At 70.7% G+C, this 5,814-nt stretch carries 5 protein-coding genes; all 5 read left to right on the top strand.

The features are described from left to right. Positions 1 to 242: 242 nt before the first annotated feature. A complete protein-coding gene (gene eno, locus B7L92_RS18725; RefSeq protein WP_004987102.1) occupies positions 243 to 1,523 on the top strand; it encodes a phosphopyruvate hydratase in 1,281 nt (426 codons plus the stop codon). 105 nt (positions 1,524 to 1,628) lie between these two features. Continuing rightward, a complete protein-coding gene (locus tag B7L92_RS18720; RefSeq protein ID WP_081238683.1) occupies positions 1,629 to 2,105 on the top strand; it encodes an FtsB family cell division protein in 477 nt (158 codons plus the stop codon). A 53-nt stretch (positions 2,106 to 2,158) separates the two neighbouring features. Continuing rightward, positions 2,159 to 2,704, top strand: coding sequence for a DUF501 domain-containing protein (locus B7L92_RS18715; RefSeq protein WP_081238682.1), 546 nt, complete (start codon positions 2,159 to 2,161; stop codon positions 2,702 to 2,704). Then, positions 2,701 to 3,654 (top strand): Ppx/GppA phosphatase family protein, encoded by a 954-nt coding sequence (locus tag B7L92_RS18710; RefSeq protein ID WP_081238681.1) that lies wholly within the window; start codon positions 2,701 to 2,703, stop codon positions 3,652 to 3,654. Before B7L92_RS18715 ends, B7L92_RS18710 begins: the two co-directional genes overlap by 4 nt. A 736-nt stretch (positions 3,655 to 4,390) precedes the next feature. Beyond that, positions 4,391 to 5,776: an NAD(P)/FAD-dependent oxidoreductase gene (locus tag B7L92_RS18705; protein ID WP_081238680.1), complete on the top strand. Its 1,386-nt coding sequence runs from the start codon at positions 4,391 to 4,393 to the stop codon at positions 5,774 to 5,776. Positions 5,777 to 5,814 lie beyond the last annotated feature (38 nt).

Raw genomic sequence — 5,814 nt, 5'->3', positions numbered from 1 at the left:
AAAAACCCCGCCCCGGTGCGTGTTCCCCCGTACGCACCGGGGCGGGGTTTTTCACGGGTCCGCGAGGTCACGGTTTCCGTCACGTTCCCCGAACGTGCTTTGTTCCGTTCGGAAACAATCTAAGCTCGGTTCCGTCCACGAGACGGGCGATCGGATGCCGATCGCCCGGAGCCGGTTAGGCTCGGTCTCGCAGAGCCACCGCGGCCCTGCCCACTCGCGTCACATCCATGAAGGAGATGCTCGTGCCGTCCATCGACGTCGTCGTAGCCCGGGAAATCCTGGACTCCCGAGGCAACCCCACGGTCGAGGTCGAGGTCGGCCTCGACGACGGCAGCACGGGTCGTGCCGCCGTCCCGTCCGGCGCCTCCACCGGCGCCTTCGAGGCCATCGAACTCCGTGACGGCGATGCCAACCGTTACCTCGGCAAGGGTGTCGAGAAGGCCGTCCTGGCCGTCATCGAGCAGATCGGCCCGGAGCTGGTCGGTTACGACGCCACCGAGCAGCGCCTGATCGACCAGGCGATGTTCGACCTGGACGCCACCGACAACAAGGGCTCGCTCGGCGCCAACGCCATCCTCGGCGTCTCGCTCGCCGTCGCCCACGCCGCCTCCGAGGCCTCCGACCTGCCGCTCTTCCGCTACCTGGGCGGTCCGAACGCGCACCTGCTGCCGGTGCCGATGATGAACATCCTGAACGGCGGCTCGCACGCCGACTCCAACGTGGACATCCAGGAGTTCATGATCGCCCCGATCGGCGCGGAGACCTTCTCCGAGGCCCTGCGCTGGGGCACCGAGGTGTACCACACCCTCAAGAAGGTCCTGAAGAGCAAGGGCCTGGCCACCGGTCTCGGCGACGAGGGCGGCTTCGCCCCGAACCTCGGCTCCAACCGCGAGGCCCTCGACCTGATCCTCGAGGCGATCAGGGAGGCCGGCTACACCCCCGGCGAGCAGATCGCCCTCGCCCTCGACGTCGCCGCCTCCGAGTTCTACAAGGACGGCTCCTACGTCTTCGAGGGCAAGGAGCGCTCCGCCGCCGAGATGACCGAGTACTACGCCGAGCTCGTCGAGGCGTACCCGCTCGTCTCCATCGAGGACCCGCTGTTCGAGGACGACTGGGAGGGCTGGAAGACCATCACCGCCAAGCTCGGCGACAAGGTCCAGCTCGTCGGCGACGACCTGTTCGTCACCAACCCCGAGCGCCTGGCCCGCGGCATCGAGGAGAACGCCGCCAACGCCCTGCTGGTCAAGGTCAACCAGATCGGCTCGCTGACCGAGACCCTGGACGCCGTCGAGCTGGCCCAGCGCAACGGCTTCAAGTGCATGATGTCCCACCGTTCCGGCGAGACCGAGGACGTCACCATCGCCGACCTGGCCGTCGCCACCAACTGCGGCCAGATCAAGACCGGCGCCCCGGCCCGCTCCGAGCGCGTCGCCAAGTACAACCAGCTGCTGCGCATCGAGGAGATCCTCGACGACGCCGCGGTGTACGCCGGTCGCAGCGCCTTCCCGCGCTTCAAGGGCTGAGCGCCTCACCCGTAGGAAGAGCGTCGTACGTACGTCCCCGTACCCGGTCCCGTACCGTGTGCGGGGACGTACGCGCGTATGACATGGGAACGGGAGGCGGGGGACATGGCCGTGAAGGACCGGGACCGTTTCTCCACCGCGACCAGGATCCGGCTGATCGGTGAGCAGACCGCGGCCCGGGTCTACCGCTCGCAGACCAAACGCCAGGCCCGCCGCTCCCGGCTGACCGGCCGCGCGGCGCTGCTCGCCCTGGTGGTCTGCTCGCTGATCGTGGCCCTCGCCTATCCCATGCGGCAGTACGTCTCCCAGCGCGCCGAGATCGCCGACCTCCAGCGGGAGCAGGAGGAGGCCCGCGAGCGCGTCGAACAGCTGCGCGACATGAAGGCGCGCTGGCAGGACGACGCCTACGCCGAGCAGGAGATCCGCCGGCGGCTGCACTACGTCATGCCCGGCGAGACCGGCTACATCGTGATCGACCCGGGCCGGGCCGGGTCCTCGCGCACCGACCGCGGGGCGGCCGACCGCCCCTGGTACTCCAACGTCTGGGACGGGGTCGACAAGGCCGACGCCGCCCCCCGGTGATCCCACCCGCGCAAGCCCCCGGAAAGCCCCGGACAATCGCAGAAAGACAAGTCATGGACACGCCCCCGCCCTCGACCCCGCGCACCGAACCCACGGCCGCGGACGTCGAGGCCTTCCAGCAGCAGCTCGGCCGGCCCCCGCGCGGGCTGCGGGCCATCGCGCACCGCTGCCCCTGCGGGCAGCCGGACGTGGTGGAGACCGCGCCGAGGCTGCCCGACGGCACCCCCTTCCCGACGCTCTACTACCTCACCTGCCCCCGGGCCTCCTCGGCGATCGGGACGCTGGAGGCGAACGGCGTGATGAAGGAGATGACGGAGCGGCTGGGCACCGACCCGGAGCTGGCGGCCGCGTACCGCGCGGCGCACGAGGACTACGTCCGGCGCCGCGACGAGATCGAGGAGCTGAAGGACTTCCCGAGCGCCGGCGGCATGCCGGACCGGGTGAAGTGCCTGCACGTCCTGGTCGCCCACTCGCTGGCCGCGGGCCCCGGGGTCAACCCGCTGGGCGACGAGGCGCTGGCGATGCTGCCCCCGTGGTGGAGCAAGGGCCCGTGCGTGACGCCGCCGGAGGACGGCCCCGCGAAGGAGGACGACCGATGACCCGGGTCGCCGCCGTCGACTGCGGTACGAACTCCATCCGGCTCCTGGTGGCCGACCTCGATCCGGTCACCGGCGAGCTGACCGAACTGGACCGGCGGATGACGATCGTGCGGCTCGGCCAGGGCGTGGACCGCACGGGCCGGCTGGCGCCCGAGGCGCTGGAGCGCACCTTCGCCGCCTGCCGCGCCTACGCGGAGATCATCAAGGAGCACGGCGCGGAACGCGTGCGCTTCGTGGCCACCTCCGCCTCCCGGGACGCCGAGAACCGCGACGTGTTCGTGCGCGGGGTGCTGGACATCCTGGGCGTGGAGCCCGAGGTCGTCACCGGTGACCAGGAGGCCGAGTTCTCCTTCACCGGCGCCACCAGGGAGCTGGCCGGGCGCGCGGACCTGCGCCGCCCGTTCCTGGTCGTGGACATCGGCGGTGGCTCGACCGAGTTCGTCGTCGGCGACGACCACGTCCGCGCCGCCCGCTCCGTCGACGTGGGCTGCGTGCGGATGACCGAGCGGCACCTGGTGCGGGACGGGGCCGTGACGGACCCGCCGACCGAGGAGCAGATCGCGGCGATGCGCGCCGACATCGAGGCCGCCCTCGACCGCGCCGAGGAGACGGTCCCGCTGCGCGAGGCGCACACCCTGGTCGGCCTCGCCGGTTCGGTCACCACCGTGTCGGCGATCGCGCAGGACCTGCCCGCGTACGACTCGGCGGCCATCCACCACTCCCGGATCTCCCACGACCGCGTCCGCGAGATCACCCACCGGCTGCTGCGCGCCACCCACGCCGAGCGCGCGGCGGTGCCCTCCATGCACCCGGGCCGGGTCGACGTGATCGGCGCCGGGGCCCTCGTCCTCCTGGTGATCATGGAACGGATCGGCGCGCGGGAGGTCGTGGTCTCGGAGCACGACATCCTGGACGGGATCGCCTGGTCCTTGGTGTCCGGCCCGCGCTGACCGGCGGACGCGGAGCCGTACGCCGGTGACGGCGGGGGTGCCGCGGCCCGCGGTGGCCGTCCCGCGCGGGTCGCCCGTCCCGGCGGCGAGGGCGACGGGTGCGCCGTCGCCGATCCGACGGGCGGTCCGGTGGATTTTGACCCGGAGCCGGCGGAGCCTCGGCGGGCCGCCGGACCTTCCGGTGCCGACGTGCGCGGGAGAGGTGTCGCCGGGCGCGGTCACCGGCCCGGCCCACGGCCCGCGAACAGCCCCCGACCGGGGCGGCCGGAACGGCGGACGAGGGGGTCCGACGAGCGGTCCGACGAGGGGGTCCGACGAGCGGTTCCGGGCAGTTCGGAGGGGGGTTCCGGGCGGTTCGGAAGGGGGTTCCGGGCGGTTCGGCGGGGCGCGGCCGGGAAAGTTCGTGAAGTTCTTCACAAGGAATTGCCCCCGGGAGGTCGAAAAACAGGGCCGCATTGACCCTTTCGGGGGCCCAACGCCCCTTTGAACGTGTTCAGAAGGTGTGGTAAGCGGCCTTCCGGGCGTCCGCTCGAAGAGGGCGGAAACCGGCCTCGTATCCCGCGCGATCGACAAGAGAGCAGCTCGCGCGGCATTGACAACGGATCATGAGGTGATCCAGTTCCCGTTGGCCGTCATGGCGTGGATCACAAAAGTGCGGGAGTGTAACACAGGCCCTGCTCAAGCTTGTGAAGGGGCGCACGATCCACCCCCCTGAGACGGGTGGATACTCGATGGCATGAGCACCACGGAGCGTCCCAGGATCCTCGTAGTAGGCGGTGGGTACGTAGGCCTGTACGCAGCTCGGCGCATCCTGAAGAAGATGCGTTACGGAGAGGCGACCGTCACCGTCGTCGACCCCCGGTCGTACATGACCTACCAGCCCTTCCTCCCCGAAGCCGCCGCCGGCAGCATCTCCCCCCGGCACGTCGTCGTCCCGCTGCGGCGCGTGCTCCCCAAGGCGGAGGTCCTCACCGGCCGGGTCACCACCATCGACCAGGACCGCAAGGTCGCCACGATCGCCCCGCTGACCGGCGAGGCGTACGAGCTGCCCTTCGACTACCTGGTGATCGCCATGGGCGCGGTCTCCCGCACCTTCCCGATCCCCGGCCTCGCCGAGCAGGGCATCGGCATGAAGGGCATCGAGGAGGCCATCGGCCTGCGCAACCACGTCCTCGAGCAGCTCGACAAGGCCGACTCCACCACGGACGAGGAGATCCGGCGCAAGGCGCTCACCTTCGTCTTCGTGGGCGGTGGCTTCGCCGGTGCGGAGACCATCGGTGAGGTCGAGGACATGGCCCGGGACGCGGCCAAGTACTACCGGAACGTGTCCCGCGAGGACATGCGCTTCATCCTGGTCGACGCCGCCGACAAGATCCTTCCCGAGGTCGGCCCCAAGCTCGGCCAGTACGGCAAGGAGCACCTCGAGAGCCGCGGCGTCGAGGTCTACCTGTCCACCTCGATGGACTCCTGCGTCGACGGCCACGTGGTGCTGAAGAACGGCCTCGAGGTCGACTCCAACACCATCGTGTGGACCGCGGGCGTCAAGCCGAACCCGGCACTGGCCCGCTTCGGCCTGCCGCTCGGCCCGCGCGGTCACGTCGACACCGAGCCGACGCTCCAGGTCAAGGGCACCGACTACATCTGGTCCGCGGGCGACAACGCCCAGGTCCCGGACCTCGTGGGCCGCAAGGCCGGCAACGAGAACGCCTGGTGCCCGCCGAACGCCCAGCACGCGCTGCGCCAGGCCAAGGTCCTCGGCGACAACGTGATCTCCGGCATGCGGGGCTTCCCGCAGAAGGAGTACAGCCACGCCAACAAGGGCGCGGTGGCGGGCCTCGGCCTGCACAAGGGCGTGGCGATGATCGTCGTCGGCAAGATGAAGATCAAGCTCAAGGGCCGTCTCGCCTGGTACATGCACCGTGGCTACCACGGTATGGCGATGCCGACCTGGAACCGCAAGATCCGCATCTTCGCCGACTGGACCCTCGCCATGTTCCTCAAGCGCGAGGTCGTGTCGCTCGGCGCGATCGAGTCGCCGCGCGAGGAGTTCTACGAGGCCGCGAAGCCGGCGCCGGCGCCGGCCGAGCAGAAGAAGACCGAGGAGAAGGCCAAGGCCTCCTGACCCTCCCGGTCGTCGAACGCCCCGAAGGGGCCGCCCGC

Origin of the sequence: Streptomyces viridosporus (assembly GCF_002078235.1) — a bacterium.
GTDB classification, from domain to species: Bacteria; Actinomycetota; Actinomycetes; order Streptomycetales; family Streptomycetaceae; genus Streptomyces; species Streptomyces viridosporus.
This window is presented reverse-complemented; position numbering and strand designations above follow the sequence as displayed.